This window comes from Pseudomonas jinjuensis, assembly GCF_900103845.1.
GTDB classification, from domain to species: domain Bacteria; phylum Pseudomonadota; class Gammaproteobacteria; order Pseudomonadales; family Pseudomonadaceae; genus Pseudomonas; species Pseudomonas jinjuensis.
In genome coordinates, this window is the sequence record NZ_FNIJ01000018.1 from 67,831 (window position 1) to 86,297 (window position 18,467).

The window sequence follows — 18,467 nt, forward strand, 5'->3', positions numbered from 1 at the left end:
ATGCGCCAGCCCGGCACTATCAGCCGTAGCGCTTTTTCGCCTCGATCGCCAGGCCGCTGCCGATGCTGCCGAAGCGGTTGCCGTCCACATGCCGCGCGTTCGGCAGCATCGCCGCCACGCTCTGGCGCAGCGCCGGCACGCCGCTGGAGCCGCCGGTGAAGAACACCGTGTCGACCCGCTCCACCGGCACGTCCGCCTGCGCCAGCAGCTGGGTGACGCTGTTGCGCACGCGCACCAGCAGCGGCTCGATGGCCTCCTCGAACAGGCCGCGGGTGAGGTCGGCGCGCAAGTTCGGCTCGATGCGCGAGAGGTCGATGCTGCGCGCGTCGATGTCGCTCAGCTCGATCTTGCTGGCCTCCACCTGCATCGCCAGCCAGTGCCCGGCGCGCTGGTCGATCAGCCTGAACAGGCGGTCGATGCCGGTGGCGTCGACGATGTCGTAGCGCATGTTCTTCAGCGCCAGCTGCGACTTCTGCGCGTACACCGCGTTGATGGTGTGCCAGGTGGCGAGGTTCAGGTGGTAGCTGGTCGGCATGAAGGCGTCGCTCTTCATCCGGCTGCCGTAGCCGAACAGCGGCATCACGCCCTGCAGGCTGAGCTGCTTGTCGAAGTCGGTGCCGCCAACGTGCACGCCGCCGGTGGCGAGGATGTCGGACTGGCGGTCGGCGACGTCGCGGCGCTCCGGCGCCAGGCGCACCAGGGAGAAGTCCGAGGTACCGCCGCCAATGTCGACGATCAGCACCAGTTCCTCGCGCTCGACGCCGCGCTCGTAGTCGAAGGCCGCGGCGATCGGTTCGTACTGGAACGACACTTCGCTGAAGCCGATCTTCCTGGCCACCTCGACCAGGGTGTCGGAAGCTTCCCTGTCGGCCTTCTCGTCGTCATCGACGAAGAACACCGGGCGGCCCAGCACGACGGAATCGAACTCGCGCCCGGCAGCCGCCTCGCCACGCTTCTTCAGCTCGCCGAGGAACAGCCCGAGCAGGTCCTTGAACGGCAGCGCGCTGCCCAGCACGGTGGTTTCGCTCTTCAGCAGGCTGGAGCCCAGCAGGCTCTTCAGCGAGCGCATCAGGCGGCCTTCGTAGCCTTCCAGGTATTCGTGCAGGGCCAGGCGGCCGTACACCGGGCGGCGTTCCTCGACGTTGAAGAACACCACCGACGGCAGGGTGATCCTGCCGTCCTCCAGTACGATCAGCGGCTCCGCGTCCGGGCGCCACCAGCCGACGGTGGAATTGGAAGTGCCGAAGTCGATGCCCAGGGCGCGGGCCGGAGTGCTGTGCTGCATGACGCGAAGGGTCCGGGGAAAAAACGGCCGCGCAGTTTACGCGAGAGAGGCACGCGATGCTCGTCCATCGAGCGGATGATGGGGACGAAAGGCTGCTGCAAGTTTGATACTGTATACAATCTCCTCATCAAGATCCCGCTACAGCTGGACCCCTCACCATGCAAAGAGCTTCCCACCATGAACTGCGTGCGGCCTTTCGCGCGCTGCTGAATTCCCATTCCTGCTACCACACCGCCTCGGTGTTCGATCCGATGTCCGCGCGCATCGCCGCCGACCTCGGCTTCGAAGTCGGCATCCTCGGCGGCTCGGTCGCCTCCCTGCAGGTCCTGGCGGCGCCGGACTTCGCCCTGATCACCCTCAGCGAATTCGTCGAGCAGGCCACCCGCATCGGCCGCGTCGCCCGCCTGCCGGTGATCGCCGACGCCGACCACGGCTACGGCAACGCGCTGAACACCATGCGCACGGTGGTGGAACTGGAGCGCGCCGGCATCGCCGCGCTGACCATCGAGGACACCCTGCTGCCGGCGCAGTTCGGCCGCAAGTCCACCGACCTGATCCCGGTCGAGGAAGGCGTCGGCAAGATCCGCGCGGCGCTGGAAGCGCGGGTCGACCAGGACATGGCGATCATCGCCCGCACCAACGCCGAGGTGATCGAGGTGGACGACGTGATCCGCCGCACCCTCGCCTACCAGGCCGCCGGCGCGGACGCCATCTGCATGGTCGGCATCCGCGACTTCGAGCACCTGGAAGCCATCGCCCGGCACCTGCGCATCCCGCTGATGCTGGTCACCTACGGCAACCCGCAACTGCGCGACGACCGCCGCCTGGCGCAGCTCGGCGTGCGCATCGTGGTCAACGGCCACCTGGCCTACTTCGCCGCGATCAAGGCGACCTACGACTGCCTGCGCGAACAGCGCGGCGTCGACGCGTCGGACCTGACCGCCTCGGAACTGGCGAAGAAGTACACCCTGCCCGAGGAGTACCAGATCTGGGCGCGGGAATACATGGAAGTGAAGGAATAGCGAACAGCTCGTCGCCGGAAGCGACATGCACCCTTGCAATGCCGAGTGCTGCCGCGCATATCTTCGGACAGACGACGAATTTCGGAGGCAGCCATGGCCAGCGGTTGGGCGAACGACGGGGCGGTACAGGAACAGATCGACAGCACCATCGAGGACGCCGTCGCCCGCGCGCGCAGCAACCTGCCGCGCGGCGAAAGCCTGAGCCACTGCGAGGAATGCGGCGCCGCCATCCCCGAGGCCCGGCGCAAGGCCGTGCCCGGCGTGCACCTGTGCGTCACCTGCCAGAGCGAGCACGACAAAGAGGAGGCGGCCTTCGCCGGCTACAACCGGCGGGGGAGCAAGGATAGTCAGTTGCGTTGAGACGCAGGGCTTGTGGCGGATAACGCCGGGGCGTTATTCGCCCTACACCGCCCCCGACTGCAGGAGCAACTGTCTGGTATCTCAGCACATTTGCTCGCGAATCCCGTGTAGGAGCGGGCCATGCCCGCGACACTCCGAGGACACCGATATCGGGCGCGCTCCTACGGCGCCTTGCGCTCCGGATCGAGCACCAGCTGCATGAAGGTCAGGTCCAGCCAGCGCCCGAATTTCTGCCCCACCTGCGGCATCTGCCCGGTGGTGACGAAGCCGACGCGTTCGTGCAGGCGGATCGAGGCGGCGTTGCCGCTTTCGATGGCGGCGACCATCACGTGCAGGCCCTGCACCCGGGCGCGGACGATCAGGGCCTGCATCAGCTGCGGACCGATGCCCTTGCCGCGCTGGTCGTCGCGCACGTAGACCGAGTGCTCCACCGTTTCGCGGAAGCCATCGAAGTTGCGCCACGGACCGTAGCTGGCATAGCCGACCACCTCGCCGCCCTCCTCCGCCACCAGCACCGGGAAGCCCTGCTGCCGGCGCCCGGCGAACCAGTCGCGGCGGTTGTCGAGGTCGACCTCGGTTTCGTTCCAGATCGCCGTGGTGTTGCGTACGGCGTCGTTGTAGGTGTCGCGAATGCCGGGCAGGTCGGCTTCGCTGGCGTCGCGGATGACGAGGGACATGACTGGATCTCGAACCGTTGTTTGTTCACGAAGCGTTCGCCAGCAGGCTGGCTCCTGCGGGCAAGACATCATCGTCACTGGACGATGAAGTACCCGCGCACCCCGGTCATGATGATCTGCGCCGCCAGCGCACAGACGAACAGGCCCATCAGGCGGCTGACGATCTGCAGGCCATCCTCGCCGAGGAATCTTTCGATCCTGTCGGACATGTAGAGCGTCACGCCAAGGGTGACGCACGCGGCGGCCACCGCCAGCATGGAGATCAGCTTGTCGTCCCAGGGCTGGCCGACGCCCATCACCAGCAACGCACCGATGGTGCCGGGGCCGACGGTGATGGGGATGGTCAGCGGCACTATGGTGACGTCCTGCTGCACGTTGTCGCTCTGCACCGTCGAGCGCCCCTGGGCCATGCCCAGGGCGGAGATGAACAGCACGCTGCCGGCGCCGATGCGGAAGGCGTCGGCGGTGATGCCGAACAGGGTGAAGATGTAGCGGCCGAACAGGTACAGCAGCAGGCTGGCGATCAGCGCCGCCAGCGCCACGCGCCAGGCCATGCGCTTGCGGTCGCGCGGGCCGAAGCCGCGGCTCAGGCTGATGAAGCAGGAAAGCACGAAGAAGGGGCTGTAGAGCACCAGCATCTTCAGGTACACGCTGAACAGCAAATGCATGGAAACGACTCCGGGAGGAAAGACTCGGCGGCCCTGCGCCTGGCTCAGAGCATAGCGGCGGATGGTGACGGGGTCATGGAGCAGTTGCAGGGCGGACCGTAGGGTGGATGAGTCTCCTTTCATCCACCATCCGGCGAGCAGTCAGGACGCCAGCGCATCCTTCTCCAGCCGCCGCTGGCGCTCGCCGACCCAGTAGGCCACCAGCTCGCGCAGCTGCGACAGTTCCACCGGCTTGGCCATGTGGCCGTCCATGCCGACCTGCCGGGCGCGGTCCTTGTGTTCGCTGAGGATGTGCGCGGTGAGCGCCACCACCGGGGTGCGCGGGCGCTGTTCGCTGGCCTCCCAGGCGCGCAGGCGTTCGGTGGCGGAGAAGCCGTCGAGCACCGGCATCTCGCAGTCCATCAGCACCAGGTCGTACTGGGTCTTCTTCATCGCCGACAGCGCTTCCTCGCCGTTGCTGGCGGTGTCCGGCTGCAGGTTGAGCTTGCCGAGCATGCCGCGGATGACCTTGGTGGAGATGCTGTTGTCCTCGGCGATGAGGATGCGGAAGTCGCCGGGCAGTTCGACCGGCAGCGGCTCCACGCCGGCCGGCGCGTAGCTGTCGGCGCTGCCGTGGCCGCGGCGGTCGAGCTCGTCGGCGAGGGTGGCCTTGAGCGCGTAGCCGGCCACCGGCTTGGCGAGGATGCGCTTGATCCCGGCGTTGCGCGCGATGATCTTGCTCGGCGCGTTGCTGATGCCGGTGAGCATGATCAGCAGCAGGTCGTGGTTGAGGTTGGGGTCTTCCTTGATCTTGGTGGCCAGCTGCATGCCGGTCATGCCGGGCATTTCCTGGTCGAGCAGGACCACGTCGAAATATTCGCGCAGGTGCGCCTTGGTGCGCAGGTGGGCCAGCGCCTCCTTGCCCGACGCCACCGCGCTGACGTCCATGCCCCAGGCGCTGCACTGCTGCATGACCACCTTGCGGCAGGTCTGGTTGTCATCGACGATCAGCAGCCGCGCGCCCTGCAGCGGGCCGTCGAGGTCGGCGGCGGGCTGTTCCAGCAGTTGCTGGTCGAGCGGCAGGCTCAGCCAGAGGGTGCTGCCCTGGGCGTCGCCGGTCTCGATGCCGAACTGGCCGGACATCAGCTGGATCAGCTGGCGGGCGATGATCAGGCCGAGGTGACGATCCTCGCGATCGGTGGCGAGGAAGTCGCGGCTGTGCAGCTTCGCCTCCAGCAGCGCCTGACGCTCGCCGGCGCCCAGCGGGCGGCCGCTGTCCTGCACGGCGATGCGCAGGCGCTTCTGCCCCTCCGGGCCGTCCAGGGCCACCACCAGCAGCACCTCGCCCTCCTCGGTCTGGCGGAAGGCATTCTCCAGCAGACTGATCAGCACCTGGCGCAGGCGCGCCGGGTCGCCGCAGACCACCCGCGGCACCTGCGGCTGGGTGAAGCTGATCAGCTCGATCTTCTGCTGCTCGGCCCGGGCGCGGAAGATCGCCAGGCAGTCCTCGATCAGCGCACCGAGGTCGAAGGACACCTCGTCCAGCTCGATCTGCCCGGACTCGATGCGCGAGATGTCGAGGATCTCGTTGATCAGCGCCAGCAGTTCGTTGCCGGAGCTGTGGATGGTCTGCACGTAGTCGCGCTGCTTGGCCGACAGGGTGGTGTCGAGCAGCAGCTCGGTCATGCCCAGCACGCCGTTCATGGGGGTGCGGATCTCGTGGCTGAGCCGGGCGAGGAACTCGCCCTTGGCCTTCAGCTCGGCGATGTTCGCCGCGCGCCGGCGGCTGGCGGTGAAGTGGTCGTACTGCATCTTCCAGCGGCGCTCGGCCTGCGCCTGGCTGAGCAGGAAGCCGGCGATGGCGGTGATGCCGAGCAGGCCGCTGGTCAGCCATTCGCTGCGGGTCGGCACGTAGCCGAGCAGCGCCGGCAGGTTGATGACCCAGGAGCAGAGGAACACCAGCATGCCGATCACGAACATCCGTGCCGGCTGGTAGCCGTGCGCCCAGTAGCGGATGCCCACCAGCAGGGCGCCGAGGTTGCCGAGGACGATCAGCCCGTAGAGCAGGCTGCTGGCCGGCACGCCGAGCCAGTAGTACAGCGGCAGGCCGAGCAGCAGCAGGCCGGCGGCGCCGCCGCACAGCAGGCGCCTGAGCGGCAGCTGCGGCGGGACGTTGCGGAAGAACGCCGCGGTATGCGCGAGGATGCAGCACAGCGCCGCCAGGTGCGCCAGCTGGGCGGTGAGCGGCTGCCATTGCTGGTGTTCGCCGTACCAGGGGCTGAGCAGGCCGAAGCCGGTCAGGCAGGCGACCAGCAGGCTGAGATAGAGCGCGGCGAGCCAGATCCCGCCGCGCGGATCGGCATAGGCGAGGCGCACCAGCTGGTAGAGCAGCAGCATCACCAGGCAGCCGAGCAGCACGCCGAACTGCAGCATGCGCAATTCGCTGCCCGGCTGCAGGCCATCCTCCAGGCTGATGCTGGGATAGAGCGGCTGCGCGGAGCCCAGGCGCAGATACAGGTCGAGCTGCCCGGTGGCGGCAGGCAGCGGCAGGAGGATGTCGCTGCTCAGCAGCGGCCGGGCGATGGGAGTGAGGTTGCCGGCGCTCTTCTGCTCCAGCAACTGGCCGTTGCGCAGGACGAAGAGTTCCAGGCTGTCCAGGCTCGGCGCGAACACGCGCAGCTGGCGAGGCCCCTCGGCGGGCGGCAGGTGATAGTGCAGCCAGATCGCACCGGCGCCGGCCGGGGCGTGGACGTCCTCGATATCGGCGAGCGGGCTGAACAGCGGGTGGAAGCGTGGCGCAGTGACATCGTGCAGCTGCAGGCGCCCTTCTCCGTCATGCAGCTGCGCCCAGCCGGATGCCGGACCCTCCGCAGTGGTCGGCATGAAGACCACTGCGGCAAGCGCAAAGCTGATCAGGAGTCCAATGGCAATCCAGAGCCGGTGCACGGTGAGGTCCCTTCGGTGAACAATGGGCGGAGTATAGACAAGCGCCCGATCGGCCTGACGGCGGGCCGCCGGAGCGTACTCCGGCGGCGCAGGCGTCAGCTCTCGCCCTGCTCGCGGGCGATGGCGCGATAGCCGATGTCCTTGCGGTAGAAGCAGCCGTTCCAGCGGATCTTCTCCGCCAGACGGTAGGCCTGCTGCTGGGCCGAGGACACGCTCGGGCCGATGGCGGTGGCGCAGAGCACGCGGCCGCCGCTGGTGACGATCCGGCCGTCCTTCAGCGCGGTGCCGGCATGGAATACCTTGCCGTCCAGCGCGGCGGCGTCTTCCAGGCCCTCGATCACGTCACCCTTGGCGTAGTCACCCGGGTAGCCGCCGGCGGCCAGCACCACGCCCACGGTCGGACGCGGGTCCCAGGTCGCCTCGACCTTGTCCAGCGCCTTGGCCAGCGCGGCCTCGACCAGCAGGACCAGGGAGGATTCCAGACGCACCATGATCGGCTGGGTTTCCGGATCGCCGAAGCGGCAGTTGAACTCGATGACCTTGGGCGCGCCGCTCTTGTCGATCATCAGGCCGGCGTAGAGGAAGCCGGTGTAGACGTTGCCTTCCTCGGCCATGCCGCGCACGGTCGGGTAGATCACTTCGTCCATCACCCGCTGATGCACCTCGGGAGTGACCACCGGGGCCGGCGAGTAGGCGCCCATGCCGCCGGTGTTCGGGCCGGTATCGCCGTCGCCGACGCGCTTGTGGTCCTGGCTGGTGGCCATCGGCAGCACGTTCTGGCCGTCGACCATGACGATGAAGCTGGCTTCCTCGCCGTCGAGGAACTCCTCGATCACCACCCGCGAACCGGCGTCACCGAAGGCGTTGCCGGCGAGCATGTCGCGCACGGCGGCTTCGGCTTCGTCCAGGGTCATGGCGACGATCACGCCCTTGCCCGCGGCCAGGCCGTCGGCCTTGATCACGATGGGCGCGCCCTTCTCTTTCAGGTAGGCCAGCGCCGGCTCGACTTCGGTGAAGTTCTGGTAGTCGGCGGTGGGAATCCTGTGGCGGGCGAGGAAGTCCTTGGTGAAGGCCTTGGAGCCTTCCAGCTGGGCGGCGCCGGCGGTCGGGCCGAAGATGTCCAGGCCGCGCGAGCGGAACAGGTCGACCACCCCGGCCACCAGCGGCGCCTCGGGGCCGACGATGGTCAGCTGCACGTTCTTCGCGGCGAAGTCGGCCAGTTGCTCCAGCGCCAGCACGTCGATGGCGACGTTCTCGCACTTGGCTTCGGTGGCGGTGCCGGCGTTGCCCGGTGCGACGAAGACCTTCTCGACGCGCGGGTCCTGGGCCACTTTCCAGGCCAGGGCGTGTTCGCGACCGCCGCTGCCGATGATGAGTACGTTCATGGGAGTTCTCCTGAACAGTTCCGGACCTGCCGGATCGTTGGGTATCGCTTCGCTCCACCCAACCTACGAATTCTTTGCGACCAAATCTCGAGGGGCGCGATGAAGCTGGTAGATGCAAGGCGCCCGAGCGTTCACCAAGCGGAGTTGCCTACTGGCAATGAGCATTGGGGAACGTTCGGGCAACGCAGCAGATGCCTGCTTCAGTGCGCCCTATCCACCTTAGTGACGGAAGTGACGCATGCCGGTGAACACCATCGCGATACCGGCCTCGTCTGCCGCGGCGATGACTTCGTTGTCACGCATCGAGCCGCCCGGCTGGATCACCGCGGTGATGCCGGCCTTGGCGGCGTTGTCGATGCCGTCGCGGAACGGGAAGAAGGCGTCGGAAGCCATCACCGCGCCCGCAACGATCAGGCCGGCGTGCTCGGCCTTGATCGCGGCGATGCGCGCGGAGTTGACGCGGCTCATCTGGCCGGCGCCGACGCCGACGGTCTGGCGGTTCTTCGCATACACGATGGCGTTGGACTTGACGAACTTGGCCACTTTCCAGGCGAAGATCAGGTCGTGGATTTCCTGCTCGCTCGGCGCGCGCTGGGTGACGATCTTCAGGTCGGCCTCGGTGATCATGCCGATGTCGCGGCTCTGCACCAGCAGACCGCCGTTGACGCGCTTGAAGTCCCAGCCCGCGGCGCGCTCGGCCGGCCATTCGCCGCATTCGAGCAGACGCACGTTGGCCTTCGCAGCTACCACCTCGCGGGCGGCGGCGGAGACTTTCGGGGCGATGATGACTTCGACGAACTGGCGCTCGACGATGGCCTTGGCGGTTTCGCCGTCCAGCTCGCGGTTGAAGGCGATGATGCCGCCGAAGGCCGACTCGGTGTCGGTGGCGTAGGCCAGGTCATAGGCCTTGCGGATGCCGCCTTCGTTTTCCGGAACCACGGCCACGCCGCACGGGTTGGCGTGCTTGACGATCACGCAGGCCGGCTTGACGAAGCTCTTCACGCACTCCAGCGCGGCGTCGGTGTCGGCCACGTTGTTGAACGACAGCTCCTTGCCCTGCAGCTGCACGGCGGTGGAGACGCTGGCCTCGCCCTTCTTCGCCTCGACGTAGAACGCCGCGCTCTGGTGCGGGTTCTCGCCGTAGCGCATTTCCTGCGCCTTGACGAACTGGCTGTTGAAGGTGCGCGGGAAGGCGCCGCGGTCGGCGGTGCTCAGGGTGTCGCGGCTCTGGTCGATGGTGCCCAGGTAGTTGGCGATCATGCCGTCGTAGGCGGAGGTGTGCTCGAACGCCTTGAGCGCCAGGTCGAAGCGCTGGGCATAGGTCAGGCCGCCGGCCTTCAGGCTCTCGACCACGCCGGCATAGTCGCTGGCGTTGACCACGATGGCGACGTCCTTGTGGTTCTTCGCCGCGCTGCGGACCATGGTCGGGCCGCCGATGTCGATGTTCTCGATGGCGGTCGGCAGGTCGCAGTCGGCCTTGGCCACGGTGGCCTCGAAGGGATACAGGTTGACCGCCACCAGGTCGATCGGCTTGATGCCGTGCTCTTCCATCACCGCGCCGTCGATGTCGCGACGGCCCAGGATGCCGCCATGCACTTTCGGGTGCAGGGTCTTCACCCGGCCGTCCATCATTTCCGGGAAGCCGGTGTAGTCGGCCACTTCCACGGCGGCGATGCCGTTGTCCCTGAGCAGCTTGTAGGTGCCGCCGGTGGAGAGGATCTCCACGCCGAGGGCGGCCAGCTCACGGGCGAAATCGACGACGCCGGTCTTGTCGGAAACGCTGATCAGCGCGCGGCGGATGGGCAGGCGGGTGGTTTGGTCGGTCATAACGGTTCCATCTAGCGAATAAGAACGCTGAAGGCTGGAGGCTGGACGAGGAGCGCTTTTTCCGTCCGGCCTCCAGCCTCCAGCGGCTTTTAGAGAAGGTCGTATTGCTTGAGTTTCTTGCGCAGGGTGCCGCGGTTCAGGCCGAGCAGTTCGGAAGCCTTGGTCTGGTTGCCCTTCACGTAGTTCATGACGGTTTCCAGCAGCGGCGCTTCCACTTCGCAGAGCACCATGTTGTACACATCCGTGACCGGCTGCCCTTCGAGATGGGCGAAGTAGTTGTGCAGTGCCTTCTCCACGCTGTCGCGGAGGGTCTGGCCCTCCTGCGTCGGAGTGGTCAGGTGCTGTTTAAGGTTGGTGTTGTCGCTCACGGGCGTATTTCCACTCACTAATGTCTCGGTCATCGTTGTCATGCGGCCACCCCTTCTCCGTTGTCGTGGCGCTCGGCGAAGAACTGCCTGACGCTGGCGCACTGTGCATCCGTGTCCTGCAAACGATTGAATCGGGCGCGGAACTCCGCTGCGCCCGGCAAGGTCGCCAGATACCAGCCCACGTGCTTGCGGGCGATCCTCACGCCTTGCTCCTCCCCATAAAACGCATGCAATGCGGCGAGGTGTTCAAGCAGGATGCTTTCCACTTCGCGCAGCGAAGGCGCCGGCAGTTTCCTGCCGGTGCTGAGAAAATGTTCGATCTCGCGGAATATCCACGGCCGGCCCTGGGCCGCGCGGCCGATCAGCAGGGCATCCGCCCCGGTCTGCTCGAGCACGCGCCGGGCCTTTTCCGGCGAATCGATGTCGCCATTGGCGAACACCGGGATCGACACCGCCCGCTTGATCGCGGCGATGGTCTCGTACTCCGCGTCGCCGGTGTACAGGTCGGCCCGGGTCCGGCCATGCACGGCCAGCGCCCGGATGCCGGACTGTTCGGCGATCCGCGCCACGTTGACCCCATTCTTGTTATCCCGGTCCCAGCCGGTCCGTATCTTCAGGGTCACTGGCACATCGACGGCAGCCACCACCGCTTCGAGGATGTCGGCCACCAGCCGTTCATCCCTGAGCAGCGCGGAACCCGCCGCCTTGTTGCACACCTTCTTGGCCGGGCAGCCCATGTTGATGTCGATGATCTGCGCACCCAGCTCCACATTGCGCTGCGCCGCCTCGGCCAGCATCTGCGGGTCGCCGCCGGCGATCTGCACCGAACGCGGCTGATCCTCGCCATCGTGCAGCAGACGCAGGCGCGACTTGCGGCTGTTCCACAGGCGCACGTCGCTGGTGACCATCTCCGACACCACCATGCCGGCGCCCAGGCGGCGGCAGAGTTGGCGGAACGGCCGATCGGTCACGCCCGCCATGGGCGCCAGGATCAGTCTGTTGGGCAATGTATAGGAGCCGATGCTTACCACCGACGTGGCTTCCCTGTTGTGGAGGCGAAAACATGGCACTCCCGCGCTTTCGGAACGCGCAGGGCCAATGGGTTTCAGCCACCGTGCCAGCGAAAAAGGGAGGGCATGATACCTGCTCTCGGTGACCGGATAAAGGCGATTCTGGATAAATTCTGAACAGCCAGGCGCTTATTGCCGGCGGGATGAAGACGAGCGGAGATGGCGAATTCCAGCGCCCTGGGCTACGTCGCGCGGCTTATTCCGGGGAGTGGAAACTGAGGCTGTAATTGACCGCCCTGGGGCCCGGATCGAGGATGTCCAGCGAGATGTGGATGGGCGTTTGCGGCGGCATTTCGCTCTGCCCGGCCAGTTCGCCGCTGAGGTATTCGCCGGGCTTGAACTGGCGGCTGGCGAGGAGCTGGCCATTGAGATCGGCGAAGCGCAGCTCCAGCAGCGGGAACGGCTGGGAGAAGCTGGCGCGGTTGTAGATGATCGCGTCGACCACCAGCGCGCCGGTGAAGTCCGGATGGCTGCGCACCACCAGGTTGCTGCTGCGGATCTGCTCGACGTCCACCTTGGACGGCAGGGTGCAGCCGAGGCTCGGGCAGACCTGGGCGAACCAGGGGCGATATTCGTCCTGCCGCGCCAGTTCGTCGAAGTGATAGGCGATGTACTGGAAGACCAGGCCGCCGAGGGCGATGAGGATCAGCAGCAGCCAGAGGATGCGCCGGCCCCAGTGGCGCCTGGGCTTTTCCCAGCCGAGGTGCAGCGGTTCCTCGTGCAGTTCGCGCAGGCTTTCGTCGCGCAGCGCGGGCTCAGGGCGCGGCTCGCGGAGGGCTTCCGGCTCGTCCTCGGGCTCGTCGACGGCCAGCACGTCGTCGCGGCGGGCGCTGAAGCTGGGCAGGTCTTCGTCCTCCTCGACCTTCAGCGGCGCCGGTTCCGGCTCCACATCGAGTTCCGCCTGCACGGGCTCGACGCCCGCTTCGACTTCCGGCTCGGCGGCGATTTCAGGCCTGGCGGCCACTTCCGGCGGCTCTTCGTGCTCGCCGTCGTCGATGCTTTGCAGATTGCCGAGGCTCGGCTCCTGGCGCCGCTCGTCCGGCTCGTCGACATGCTCTTCCAGCAGTTCCTCGGCCCAGCGCTCATCGTAGGGATCGCGGGCCTCGGCGCGCTGGTTGAGCAGCGCCTGCGCCGGCTTGGGCGCGCCCTCGATGCTGAGGAACTCCTGGGACAGCTCGAATTCGTCGAGCTTGGCCAGCTCTTCGTCGAAATCCAGGGTTTCCAGGTCGAGATCGTCGTGGATCCACAGGGTTTCGTCGGCTTTCTTCGCCGACTCCGCGGCGGCAGGCGCCGGTTCGGGCGCCGACTGCGGCGGCTCGGCGTCGACAGGCGCGACCGGCGGCGCCGGCTCGGGCTGGGCGGGCGCTTCGGCGCGGGTTTCAGCCTCCGGCTCCGCTGCGCCCGGCTCCGCCAGTATGTGCTGCGGCGCGCTGAACACCTTGAGGCAGGCACCGCAGCGCACAGCGCCATTGGCCGCACCCAGCTGCGCCCGGCTGACGCGGAAACTGGTCTGACAATGTGGGCACTGGGTGATGAAGCTCTCGCTCATGGGTGTTCCGACGAAAAATCAGGCGTTTAGTCTAACTCAAGGCTCGTTGCGCAGGCAGTCGCCCTGCCCATCAGCGCCGGCGGCCGCTGATGCGGATCCAGCCGTCGCGCTCGGCGGTGGGGTCCAGCTCGAAGCTGCCCGCGTAGGCTGCGCGGACCTCCTCGGCCTGCTCGGCGAGGATGCCGGACAGCGCCAGGCGACCGCCCGGCTTGACCAGTTCGGCCAGCTGCGCTGCCAATGAGACCAGCGGACCGGCCAGAATGTTCGCCACCAGCACGTCGGCCGGCTCGCGCGGCAGGTCCTCGGGCAGGTAGACCGGGAACCGCGCCGGCTCGATGCCGTTGCGCGAGGCGTTGTCACGCGAGGCTTCCAGCGCCTGCGGATCGATGTCGGTGCCCACCGCCTGTTCGGCGCCGAGCAGCAGCGCGGCGATGGCGAGGATGCCCGAGCCGCAGCCGAAATCCAGCACCTTGCAGCCGGCCAGCTCCTGGCCGTCCAGCCATTCCAGGCACAGCGCGGTGGTCGGATGGGTGCCGGTGCCGAAGGCCAGGCCCGGGTCGAGCAGCAGGTTGACCGCCTCCGGCTCGGGCGCGGCATGCCAGCTCGGCACGATCCACAGACGGCGGCCGAAGCGCATCGGCTGGAAGTTGTCCATCCAACTGCGCTCCCAGTCCTGGTCCTCGACGCGCTCGATCTGGTGCTCGGGCAGCTCGCCGCCGGTGAGCAGCTGCAGGTGCGCGAGCAGCGCCTGCTCGTCGGTATCCGCCTCGAACAGCGCCAGCAGGTGGGTATGCGACCACAGCGGGGTGGTGCCCAGGTCCGGCTCGAAGATCGGCTGGTCCTCGGCATCCATGAAGGTCACGGAAACGGCGCCGACTTCCAGCAGCGCGTCTTCGTAGGTTTCCGCCTGTTCGGGGGTGATGGCGAGTCGGACTTGAACCCAGGGCATAGGAAAAACCTCGTGAGAAAACGGCTGAAGGCCGGAAGGCTGGACGAAAGGCGGCGGGATTATCCGCTTTTTCGTCCGGCCTTCCAGCCTTCAGCGCTCTTATCGGCTTGGGGTCAGTGACTCATGCCGAGTTTCTTTTCCAGGTAATGGATGTTCACACCGCCCTTGCAGAATTCCTTGTCGCGGACGAGGTCCTTGTGCAGCTCGGTGTTGGTCTTGATGCCGTCGACGATCAGCTCGTCCAGGGCGTTGCGCATGCGCGCCAGGGCTTCGTCGCGATCCTTGCCGTAGGCGATGACCTTGCCGATCAGCGAATCGTAGTTCGGCGGAACCGCGTAGCCGCTGTACAGGTGCGAGTCGACACGCACGCCGTTGCCGCCCGGGGCATGGAAATGCTTGATCTTGCCGGGGCTCGGCATGAAGGTGCGCGGGTCTTCGGCGTTGATCCGGCATTCCAGGGCGTGGCCGCGGATGACCACGTCCTCCTGGCGGATCGACAGCTTCTGGCCGGAAGCGATGCGCAGCATTTCCTTGACGATGTCGATGCCGGTGACCATCTCCGACACCGGATGCTCCACCTGCACGCGGGTGTTCATCTCGATGAAGTAGAAGCGGCCGTTCTCGTAGAGGAACTCGAAGGTGCCGGCGCCACGGTAGCCGATCTCGATGCACGCCTGGACGCAGCGTTCCAGCACTTCCTGGCGGGCCTGCTCGTCGATGCCCGGGGCCGGCGCTTCTTCCAGCACCTTCTGGTGACGGCGCTGCAGGGAGCAGTCGCGGTCGCCGAGGTGGATGGCGTTGCCCTGGCCGTCGGAGAGGACCTGCACTTCCACGTGACGCGGGTTGGTCAGGAACTTCTCCAGGTAGACCATGGAGTTGCCGAACGCCGCGCCGGCTTCGGTGCGGGTCAGCTTGGCCGACTTGATCAGGTCTTCCTCGTCATGCACGACGCGCATGCCGCGACCACCGCCGCCACCGGCGGCCTTGATGATCACCGGGTAGCCGACCTCGCGGGCGATCGCCAGGGCGGTTTCCTCGTCCTCCGGCAGCGGGCCGTCGGAGCCCGGAACGGTCGGGACGCCGGCGCGCTTCATGGCGTCCTTGGCGGACACCTTGTCGCCCATCAGGCGGATCACATCGGCGGTCGGGCCGATGAAGGTGAAGCCCGAGCGCTCGACCTGCTCGGCGAAGTCGGCGTTCTCGGCCAGGAAGCCGTAACCCGGGTGAATGCCATTGGCACCGGTGACTTCAGCGGCGGCGATGATCGCCGGGATGTGCAGGTAGGACTGGCCGGCCGGGGCCGGGCCGATGCACACCGCTTCGTCGGCCAGCGACAGATGCATCAGCTCGCGATCGGCGGTGGAGTGAACGGCCACCGTCTTGATCCCGAGCTCCTTGCACGCGCGCAGGATGCGCAGCGCGATTTCGCCACGGTTGGCGATCAGCACTTTTTCCAGCATCGGGAACTCCCTGTGCCTCAAGCGATGGTGAACATCGGCTGGTCGAATTCAACCGGCTGACCGTTTTCCACGAGGATTGCAGTAATGGTGCCGCTGGTTTCGGCTTCGATGTGGTTCATCATCTTCATCGCTTCGACGATGCAGAGGATGTCGCCCTTCTTCACCGACTGGCCGACTTCGACGAAGGACGGCGAGCTCGGCGACGGCGAGCGGTAGAAGGTGCCGACCATCGGCGAACGCACCACGTGGCCGTTCAGCGCGGCCGGGGCAGCTTCGGCGGCCGGAGCGGCAGCAGCGGCAACCGGAGCGGCGGCGGCAGGAGCCGGGGCGTAGGCGGGAGCGGCAGCGTAAACCGGCTGGGCAGCGGTCTTGCTGTGGCGGCTGATGCGTACCGACTCTTCGCCTTCGCGGATTTCCAGCTCGTCGATACCGGATTCTTCGAGCAGTTCGATCAGTTTCTTGACTTTACGGATGTCCATTAGCTTCGCTCCCACAGGTCACGGGCGTTCAAGTTGTTCAAGGGCGGATTCCAGGGCCAGGCGGTAGCCTGTGGCACCCAGACCGCAAATCACCCCTACCGCCACGTCGGAGAAGTAGGAGTGATGTCGGAAAGGTTCTCGCTTGTGCACGTTGGACAGGTGCACTTCGATGAATGGGATGCTCACCGCGAGCAATGCGTCACGTAGGGCGACACTTGTATGCGTGAAAGCCGCCGGATTGATGATGATGAAGTCCACACCCTCGCCGCGCGCGGCATGGATGCGGTCGATCAATTCGTACTCCGCGTTGCTCTGCAGGTACTGCAGGTGATGGCCGGCCTCGCGGGCGCGGCGCTCCAGGTCCTGGTTGATCTGGTCGAGGGTGACCGAGCCGTAGACGCCGGGCTCGCGGGTGCCCAGCAGGTTGAGATTCGGCCCGTGCAATACCAGTAAGGTCGCCATCTGGTTTCTCTTGTTGGATTCGGCTGGTGGAAGGCTGGCCGGGGACTATGCCGGAAACACGAACTGACTGTCCAGTCATGCCAGTTTTGCAGAAGATGACAGCATATTGCCTGCCAATTACGGCAGTTGTGTTGCCATGCGCTGTAACGAGCCGATCAGCGGCGCGCGTTGGCCTGGGCCAGATGCCCGGCCAGGGTCGCCGAATCGGTTTCACCGATGATGCGCAGATCGCTCAATTCGTCACCCTGGGCGGAGAAGAACAGCAGCGCGGGCGGCCCGAACAGGTTGTAGCGATCCAGCAGGCTGCGCTGTTCCTGGGTGCTGGCGGTCATGTCGAAACGCAGCAGCCGGTAGCCGGCCAGCCGCGACTGCACTTCCTCGGCCGGCAGCACCTGGCGCTCGATGACCTTGCAACTGATGCACCAGTCCGCGTACCAGTCGAGCAATACCGGCTTGCCGGCCGCCCGCGCCTCGGCCAGGGCGCCGTCGAGCTGCGCCGGGGTGGTGATGTTGCTCCACTCCCCCGGCACCGCTGCCGAGGGCCCCGCATGCAGCGACGGCGCCGAGCGCCCCAGCGGATGCAGCGGGTCGGATTCGCCGCGTAGCGCGCCGGTCCAGGCCGCCACCGCGTAGACCAGGAACATCAGGCCGAGCAACTGGCCGGCGCGCTGCAGCGGCCGCTTCGTGCCCAGTTCTAGGGTGCCGAGGGCGATGGCGACGCCGGCGGCCAGGGCGCCCCAGAGGGTCAGCGACACCGGCCCGGAGACCACCCGTTCGAGCAGCCAGATCGCCACCGCCAGCAGCAGCACGCCGAAGAAATTGCGCACCGTGGCCATCCATGCACCACCCCGGGGCAGCAATGCACCACCACCGGCGCCGAAGATCACCAGCGGCGTGCCCATGCCGAGGCCGAGGGCGAACAGCTTCAGGCCGCCGCCGAGGGCATCGCCGGTGCTGCTGATATAGAGGAGCAGCCCGGCCAGCGGCGCCGACACGCAGGGCGAAACCAGCAGGCTGGATAGCACGCCGAGGGTCGCCGCGCCGGCGATGGAACCGCCGCGGGTGCCGGAAGCCATCTGGTCGAGGCGGTCGCGGACGAAGGCCGGCAGGCGCAGCTCGAAGACGCCGAACATGGCCACGGCGAACAGCGCGAAGAACGCCGCGAACGGCACCAGCACCCAGGGCGACTGCAGCATCGCCTGCAGGTTGAGCTGGGCGCCGAACATGCCCATCAGCGCGCCGAGCACTGCATAGCAGAGCGCCATCGGCAGCACGTAGGCCAGCGACAGGGTGAAGCCGCGCAGCCCGCCCGGACGGCCGCGCAGGACCACGCCGGAAAGGATCGGCAGCATCGGCAGCACGCAGGGCGTGAAGGTCAGGCCGAGGCCGGCGAGGAAGAAGAACAGCACGCCCTTGTCCAGCCCCCCGAGGCTCGCCGCGCCGTTCGCCGCCGGCTGCGCCTGGGCCCTGGCCGGGCCGCTGACGACGGTCGCCGGAACGCCGTCGGCGATCTGCACGCGGGCGGTCTCGGGCGCATAGCAGAGGCCCTTGTCGGCGCAGCCCTGGTAGGTGACGACCAGCGTCAGCGGGCGCTTCTGCGGGTTGTTCAGCGGCACCACGATGTCGGTGATCGCGTAGTACACCTCGCTGTCGCCGAAATACTCGTCGTGGTGCTTCTTGCCCGGCGGCAGCTGCACCTCGCCCACGCCAATGTCCGCGGGGTCGGTCTGGAATTTCAGGCGGTGGCGGTACAGGTAGTAGCCGTCGGCATTGACGAAGCGCAGGCGCACCTGCTGGCTGCTGCTCTCCTCCACGCTCAGGCGGAAGGCCTCGGCCACCGGCAGGAACTTGCCCTGGGTCGTCTGCACCGAGCCGATCGGGCTGTCCGGGACTTTGTCGAAAAGGCCAGCGCTGGCGGGCAAGGCGACCAGGAACAGGAGCAGGGTCAGCAGGCGGCGCATGGAGAACTCGCGATCAGTGG

Annotated in this window: 16 protein-coding genes; 2 read left to right on the forward strand and 14 right to left on the reverse strand. The window is 67.0% G+C overall.

Translation table 11 applies throughout. From position 1 onward, the window contains the following. Nucleotides 1–19 precede the first annotated feature (19 nt). The gene (locus BLR75_RS22080; RefSeq protein WP_084313341.1) at nucleotides 20–1,285 is read right to left on the reverse strand and encodes an Hsp70 family protein; all 1,266 of its coding nucleotides are present in this window, start codon (nucleotides 1,283–1,285) and stop codon (nucleotides 20–22) included. Between the two features lie 158 nt (nucleotides 1,286–1,443). Here BLR75_RS22080 and BLR75_RS22085 point away from each other — a divergent pair, with 158 nt between their 5' ends. Next, a complete protein-coding gene (locus BLR75_RS22085) occupies nucleotides 1,444–2,307 on the forward strand; it encodes an isocitrate lyase/PEP mutase family protein (RefSeq protein ID WP_084313342.1) in 864 nt (287 codons plus the stop codon). 93 nt (nucleotides 2,308–2,400) lie between these two features. Then, nucleotides 2,401–2,667: a DksA/TraR family C4-type zinc finger protein gene (locus BLR75_RS22090; protein ID WP_084313343.1), complete on the forward strand. Its 267-nt coding sequence runs from the start codon at nucleotides 2,401–2,403 to the stop codon at nucleotides 2,665–2,667. A gap of 161 nt (nucleotides 2,668–2,828) precedes the next feature. Here the strand turns inward: BLR75_RS22090 and BLR75_RS22095 are convergent, their stop codons facing one another. The 13 genes from BLR75_RS22095 to BLR75_RS22155 form a co-directional block, all read right to left on the reverse strand. Then, nucleotides 2,829–3,344, reverse strand: coding sequence for a GNAT family N-acetyltransferase (locus BLR75_RS22095; RefSeq protein ID WP_084313344.1), 516 nt, complete (start codon nucleotides 3,342–3,344; stop codon nucleotides 2,829–2,831). Nucleotides 3,345–3,418: 74 nt separating this feature from the next. Continuing rightward, nucleotides 3,419–4,012 (reverse strand): MarC family protein, encoded by a 594-nt coding sequence (locus BLR75_RS22100; RefSeq protein ID WP_084313345.1) that lies wholly within the window; start codon nucleotides 4,010–4,012, stop codon nucleotides 3,419–3,421. Between the two features lie 141 nt (nucleotides 4,013–4,153). Next, complete coding sequence (locus tag BLR75_RS22105; protein ID WP_084313346.1) at nucleotides 4,154–6,874, reverse strand: response regulator; 2,721 nt, start codon at nucleotides 6,872–6,874, stop codon at nucleotides 4,154–4,156. 158 nt (nucleotides 6,875–7,032) lie between these two features. After that, nucleotides 7,033–8,322, reverse strand: coding sequence for a phosphoribosylamine--glycine ligase (gene purD / locus BLR75_RS22110; protein ID WP_084313347.1), 1,290 nt, complete (start codon nucleotides 8,320–8,322; stop codon nucleotides 7,033–7,035). Between the two features lie 219 nt (nucleotides 8,323–8,541). Then, on the reverse strand, nucleotides 8,542–10,149 hold the full coding sequence (purH, locus tag BLR75_RS22115) for a bifunctional phosphoribosylaminoimidazolecarboxamide formyltransferase/IMP cyclohydrolase (RefSeq protein WP_084313348.1): 1,608 nt from the start codon (nucleotides 10,147–10,149) through the stop codon (nucleotides 8,542–8,544). An 89-nt stretch (nucleotides 10,150–10,238) separates the two neighbouring features. After that, nucleotides 10,239–10,559, reverse strand: coding sequence for a DNA-binding transcriptional regulator Fis (gene fis, locus BLR75_RS22120; protein ID WP_084313349.1), 321 nt, complete (start codon nucleotides 10,557–10,559; stop codon nucleotides 10,239–10,241). Continuing rightward, nucleotides 10,556–11,587, reverse strand: a complete 1,032-nt coding sequence (gene dusB, locus BLR75_RS22125) for a tRNA dihydrouridine synthase DusB (RefSeq protein ID WP_255312811.1) — start codon at nucleotides 11,585–11,587, stop codon at nucleotides 10,556–10,558. Before dusB ends, fis begins: the two co-directional genes overlap by 4 nt. Nucleotides 11,588–11,783: 196 nt before the next feature. After that, nucleotides 11,784–13,136: a DUF3426 domain-containing protein gene (locus BLR75_RS22130; protein ID WP_084313351.1), complete on the reverse strand. Its 1,353-nt coding sequence runs from the start codon at nucleotides 13,134–13,136 to the stop codon at nucleotides 11,784–11,786. Between the two features lie 70 nt (nucleotides 13,137–13,206). Then, on the reverse strand, nucleotides 13,207–14,085 hold the full coding sequence (gene prmA / locus BLR75_RS22135; RefSeq protein ID WP_084313352.1) for a 50S ribosomal protein L11 methyltransferase: 879 nt from the start codon (nucleotides 14,083–14,085) through the stop codon (nucleotides 13,207–13,209). Nucleotides 14,086–14,198: 113 nt separating this feature from the next. Further along, nucleotides 14,199–15,545: an acetyl-CoA carboxylase biotin carboxylase subunit gene (gene accC / locus BLR75_RS22140; protein ID WP_084313353.1), complete on the reverse strand. Its 1,347-nt coding sequence runs from the start codon at nucleotides 15,543–15,545 to the stop codon at nucleotides 14,199–14,201. A gap of 17 nt (nucleotides 15,546–15,562) precedes the next feature. Continuing rightward, nucleotides 15,563–16,024: an acetyl-CoA carboxylase biotin carboxyl carrier protein gene (gene accB / locus BLR75_RS22145; RefSeq protein WP_084313354.1), complete on the reverse strand. Its 462-nt coding sequence runs from the start codon at nucleotides 16,022–16,024 to the stop codon at nucleotides 15,563–15,565. 18 nt (nucleotides 16,025–16,042) lie between these two features. After that, on the reverse strand, nucleotides 16,043–16,486 hold the full coding sequence (gene aroQ, locus BLR75_RS22150; RefSeq protein WP_084313355.1) for a type II 3-dehydroquinate dehydratase: 444 nt from the start codon (nucleotides 16,484–16,486) through the stop codon (nucleotides 16,043–16,045). 155 nt (nucleotides 16,487–16,641) lie between these two features. Next, the gene (locus BLR75_RS22155; protein ID WP_084313356.1) at nucleotides 16,642–18,447 is read right to left on the reverse strand and encodes a protein-disulfide reductase DsbD; all 1,806 of its coding nucleotides are present in this window, start codon (nucleotides 18,445–18,447) and stop codon (nucleotides 16,642–16,644) included. Nucleotides 18,448–18,467: the final 20 nt, after the last annotated feature.

Bases quoted from the DNA above. Each gene is read 5' to 3' on its own strand.
- prmA (WP_084313352.1), bottom strand. From the start codon at position 14,085: ATGCCCTGGGTTCAAGTCCGACTCGCCATCACCCCCGAACAGGCGGAA.
- fis (WP_084313349.1), bottom strand. From the start codon at position 10,559: ATGACAACGATGACCGAGACATTAGTGAGTGGAAATACGCCCGTGAGC.
- purH (WP_084313348.1), bottom strand. From the start codon at position 10,149: ATGACCGACCAAACCACCCGCCTGCCCATCCGCCGCGCGCTGATCAGC.
- accC (WP_084313353.1), bottom strand. From the start codon at position 15,545: ATGCTGGAAAAAGTGCTGATCGCCAACCGTGGCGAAATCGCGCTGCGC.
- BLR75_RS22090 (WP_084313343.1), top strand. From the start codon at position 2,401: ATGGCCAGCGGTTGGGCGAACGACGGGGCGGTACAGGAACAGATCGAC.
- purD (WP_084313347.1), bottom strand. From the start codon at position 8,322: ATGAACGTACTCATCATCGGCAGCGGCGGTCGCGAACACGCCCTGGCC.
- BLR75_RS22080 (WP_084313341.1), bottom strand. From the start codon at position 1,285: ATGCAGCACAGCACTCCGGCCCGCGCCCTGGGCATCGACTTCGGCACT.
- BLR75_RS22105 (WP_084313346.1), bottom strand. From the start codon at position 6,874: ATGCCGACCACTGCGGAGGGTCCGGCATCCGGCTGGGCGCAGCTGCAT.
- BLR75_RS22155 (WP_084313356.1), bottom strand. From the start codon at position 18,447: ATGCGCCGCCTGCTGACCCTGCTCCTGTTCCTGGTCGCCTTGCCCGCC.
- accB (WP_084313354.1), bottom strand. From the start codon at position 16,024: ATGGACATCCGTAAAGTCAAGAAACTGATCGAACTGCTCGAAGAATCC.
- aroQ (WP_084313355.1), bottom strand. From the start codon at position 16,486: ATGGCGACCTTACTGGTATTGCACGGGCCGAATCTCAACCTGCTGGGC.
- BLR75_RS22130 (WP_084313351.1), bottom strand. From the start codon at position 13,136: ATGAGCGAGAGCTTCATCACCCAGTGCCCACATTGTCAGACCAGTTTC.
- BLR75_RS22095 (WP_084313344.1), bottom strand. From the start codon at position 3,344: ATGTCCCTCGTCATCCGCGACGCCAGCGAAGCCGACCTGCCCGGCATT.
- BLR75_RS22100 (WP_084313345.1), bottom strand. From the start codon at position 4,012: ATGCATTTGCTGTTCAGCGTGTACCTGAAGATGCTGGTGCTCTACAGC.
- BLR75_RS22085 (WP_084313342.1), top strand. From the start codon at position 1,444: ATGCAAAGAGCTTCCCACCATGAACTGCGTGCGGCCTTTCGCGCGCTG.